The sequence below is a fragment of the Frankia sp. CeCAU1 genome (genome assembly GCF_977971845.1).
The window spans coordinates 1-3,238 of sequence record NZ_CDWWXA010000247.1 but is presented as its reverse complement, the minus strand read 5'-3'; the positions used below and the strand labels follow the sequence as shown (position 1 = coordinate 3,238).

The following is a 3,238-nucleotide window of genomic DNA, read 5'->3' as shown; positions in this document are numbered from 1 at the left end:
GCTCCTGGACGGAGGCCGGCGAGCAGGCGAGGGAGGTGTCGAGAGCTGCCTGATTGACCGGCCGGGGGGTGATGGTGTTGCTACCGGCCTCCCACTTCGAGACCATGCGCTCGCTGACGCCGATATGTGCCGCGACTGCTTTCAGGCTCATCCGTTTGGCCTGACGTAGTGCCCGGATCTCTCGTCCTGTCCAGCGGATCACGGTAGCCATCCGTGAGCTTCCTACTCCAGGGAATCGCCGGGGATGGCGATATAGGTGGCATGAAGTTCCCGTAGAATTGGATGGTCGTCGAGAAGGTTCACACCATCAATCATGTGGATCGGGCGGACGCCGATCGAAGTGTTAGTAGCAAAAGCCGCCTGCATGCTGCCGAGCATATCCAGGGTAACAGGGGCGGTGACGTGAGTGCCGACCTGCTGCAGGAGTCCCATGGTTACTCCGGGCAGGACGTCGGCTTTGGGCCAGATGACGTTGTCGCCATCAAAGAAACCGACGTTCCAGGTGGCGCCTTCGGAGACGACTCCTGTGGGATCGGTGAACAGCGCATCATCATAGCCGTCGAGTTGGGCACCGCGGCGATGGTACAGAGAGCCGAACAGGCCGACGTGTTTCACCATCGGAAGATCCCGCAAGTAGACGCAGGCCTTCACGCGTAGCGCCCCGGCAACACGGTCGGCGCGACCGGTCGAGTGGTCACCAGGATGTGTGGAGCGGCCGTCGCACCCGGGTGCCCGAGTTCCAGTGCTGGGTCGAAGACGGTGACGCGGACGACGAGCGAGCCGGTTCTGCCTCCGACCGCGTGACGGACCAGCTTCAGGACGTGTTCCGGATCGAGGTCGGCTGCAAAGACGATGCGGCAGTCACGGACCAGCCGGCTCAGGTGCAGCGGCAGGCCCCGTACCCGGCCATCATCGACGCGCATCGAGGTGAAGTGCCCGAGGTTGGTCAGGGCCAGCGCCGCGAACGCCTCAGGGGTGACCGGGTGGCCGTCGAGTTCCGCCATGTCCTGGAGTCTGGCGGCCGGGGGCAGCCCGGCAAGCGGATGGGTGTCTGGGTCCGCCAAGTTCAGTGAAAGTTCGGTACTGGGACGGTGCAGTGACCTTGTGGGTGGAGCCCGTGTCGCGGCAGTCTGGGGACGCTCTACAGAGTCCTAACCCGCTAGTCCCACCCACTTCCCGATCTTGGACACTGAGCTGGCGGTCGGGATCCCAATGCTGCCTCCACCCGCAGAAGCGGTCCGGGAGACTTCACCTCGCGCCCATTTATCGAGACGCTTGTTCAGAGATGCATGGAGATGACGAAAGCATCTATTCGCCATGGGCCCACGTGACCAGACCCACGAACGAACCCGGGGCCGCCGGCCGGACGCCCGCCGAGGGCCACCAGCCCAGCCCTGACCCGTCGTCGTCCAGCGCCGTGCTGCGTTCCGAAGTCGGACAGGGCGTGGTGGCCGGGGTGGGGAGGGAGCCGGTCGGAGCGGCCGTTGACGGCGCTCACTCCCCACCGCTCCCGATCCGGACGCCACATCCGGACTGGGGTGTGGTCGAGCTGGACGTGAACGGCCGAGTTGTCCGGATCATCGTCGGTGAGCCGGAGTTCCGCAGCCCTGCCGATGCCGATCTGTACGCCCGCAGCAGCGGTCTTCCTGATCACCGCGTCGCGCCGGTTGACCTCGGCAGTCGGGTGCCGCCCAGGCCCTGAGACAGAGGCTGCCCCGGCCCGTCCATCCCGGCGCAGCTTCCCGGGATCCGAAACGGGGCCGCCCCGTCCACAGACGGCCCGTCCAGCACCCCGCTCGCGGTCGCAGGCCGCACCGTGGGCGGGGTGGCCCTGATCACCGCGCTACGAGAGGACCCGCCGTGCGGCCCCAGCGACCCGCCCCGGATGCCGTGTCGATGTGGCGTCAGCCGTCCGTCCCCCATCCGACAGCGGTGGATGCGGTGGAGGTCGCTCGTGGCCCGCAACAGGTGCTTATCCGCTCGTCGCTCGGCCGTCCGATCGGATTCACACCGGGTGCATGGGATCGGTTCCGTGATGCCGTGAAGGCGGGCGAGTTCGACGACCTGTAGCACCACCGCCCGCAGCCGCTACGGGCCTTCGGGCCCTTCCGAGCATGCGCCGACATTCGTCCGGGCGGTAGCCATCGATACGAGGAGAGGTTCCATGCTGCTGAGTTGGTCCTCCCGCTTTAGCTTGGCCGGCGGCATCGCCGTGCTCGCCTCGCCCGAGATGAAGGTGAGCGCGTGAGCTGGGAGCACCGGTATGTCACCGGCCTCGGCCCTGTGCGGGTCGCGGTGGTTACCGACCACGACGGTTTGGTCGGCTACCTGCGGGACTTCTACCCGCTCGACGGGATCACCGACCGCGACGGCGCCGCGGGGTGGACGGATCCATGCGCGGCTGACCGAACCGGAACCAGGGATGGCGTTGACGCCGTGGCGGGTCGGCTTCCGCGCCGACCGGGACAGCCGACGGGCGGTGATCTGTTCGGCCAACCCGCGCGATCTTGCGATCACGGTCCGGAAAGCAATCCGGGAAGTGCTGTTGGACTACTGCGAGGCGCGCCGGTACACAATGCTGCACGCCTCGGCCGTGGCCGACGATCAGCGAGTCGTCATCGTGGTCGGGCACAAGGGCAGTGGGAAGACCACCCTGGCGCTGGGCGCCACGCTGAACGGCGGCTACCGGTATCTGTCCAACGACCACCTCATCCTCTACCGGACCCGGGACGGGTTGGTGGTGACGTCGTTGCCCACACCGATCCCGGTCAAGATCGACACGTACTTCGATCATGCCGAGCGGCTCGGCCGGCCCTGGGAGAACGAGGGCATCGACCTTGACGAGTTCCGGCGGATGGCCCGCCAGCGGCGCTACGGCCACGATGTCCGGTTGTTGTACACCTATCGCAGCCTCGGCCAGGTCAACCCGTTACACACACAGCTCGATGGCCGTCAGGTCGTGGTGGTGCTGGCCAACTACGCCCCCGAAGGCCAGCCGGTGAACGCTCCGGTGGCAGTGGCGGATCCGGTGGGGGCCTTGTGGCCGCACGTCCGGTTCGACTGGGTCTTCGATCCCGCGCTCAACACCCATCATCTGCCCCGCACCGAACGTGACCCCGGGTGTGGACGTCAACGCGGTCAGGTTGGGGTAGGAGACGAGTTTGCTGTCTCCTACCAGCAGGAACCGCCGTTCGCCGGCGATCGTGGTCAGGGCGCGTAGCGCGCCGGTGACCTGATA

6 protein-coding genes are annotated in these 3,238 nt (G+C 66.9%); 3 read left to right on the top strand and 3 right to left on the bottom strand.

The features are described from left to right. From AC08OO_RS23065 to AC08OO_RS23055, 3 genes are all read right to left on the bottom strand, one after another. Positions 1 to 211, bottom strand: a 211-nt coding sequence (locus AC08OO_RS23065; RefSeq protein WP_476611810.1) for a helix-turn-helix domain-containing protein, incomplete at its 3' end; no start/stop codon positions are given. Between the two features lie 11 nt (positions 212 to 222). Next, positions 223 to 618 (bottom strand): aminotransferase class IV, encoded by a 396-nt coding sequence (locus tag AC08OO_RS23060; RefSeq protein ID WP_476611809.1) that lies wholly within the window; start codon positions 616 to 618, stop codon positions 223 to 225. 29 nt (positions 619 to 647) lie between these two features. Beyond that, positions 648 to 1,004, bottom strand: a complete 357-nt coding sequence (locus AC08OO_RS23055) for an aminotransferase class IV (protein WP_476619079.1) — start codon at positions 1,002 to 1,004, stop codon at positions 648 to 650. Positions 1,005 to 1,327: 323 nt separating this feature from the next. Here AC08OO_RS23055 and AC08OO_RS23050 point away from each other — a divergent pair, with 323 nt between their 5' ends. The 3 genes from AC08OO_RS23050 (at position 1,328) to AC08OO_RS23040 (ending at position 3,220) form a co-directional block, all read left to right on the top strand. Next, complete coding sequence (locus AC08OO_RS23050; protein ID WP_476611807.1) at positions 1,328 to 1,702, top strand: hypothetical protein; 375 nt, start codon at positions 1,328 to 1,330, stop codon at positions 1,700 to 1,702. A gap of 194 nt (positions 1,703 to 1,896) precedes the next feature. Continuing rightward, positions 1,897 to 2,070, top strand: coding sequence for a DUF397 domain-containing protein (locus AC08OO_RS23045; RefSeq protein ID WP_476611811.1), 174 nt, complete (start codon positions 1,897 to 1,899; stop codon positions 2,068 to 2,070). Between the two features lie 352 nt (positions 2,071 to 2,422). Then, positions 2,423 to 3,220, top strand: coding sequence for a hypothetical protein (locus AC08OO_RS23040; RefSeq protein WP_476611806.1), 798 nt, complete (start codon positions 2,423 to 2,425; stop codon positions 3,218 to 3,220). The last annotated feature ends 18 nt before the right edge of the window (positions 3,221 to 3,238 follow it).

Excerpts from the sequence above, each read along its gene's own strand:
- AC08OO_RS23060 (WP_476611809.1), bottom strand. The coding sequence starts at position 618 with ATGGTGAAACACGTCGGCCTGTTCGGCTCTCTGTACCATCGCCGCGGT.
- AC08OO_RS23055 (WP_476619079.1), bottom strand. The coding sequence starts at position 1,004 with ATGGCGGAACTCGACGGCCACCCGGTCACCCCTGAGGCGTTCGCGGCG.
- AC08OO_RS23045 (WP_476611811.1), top strand. The coding sequence starts at position 1,897 with ATGTGGCGTCAGCCGTCCGTCCCCCATCCGACAGCGGTGGATGCGGTG.
- AC08OO_RS23040 (WP_476611806.1), top strand. The coding sequence starts at position 2,423 with ATGGCGTTGACGCCGTGGCGGGTCGGCTTCCGCGCCGACCGGGACAGC.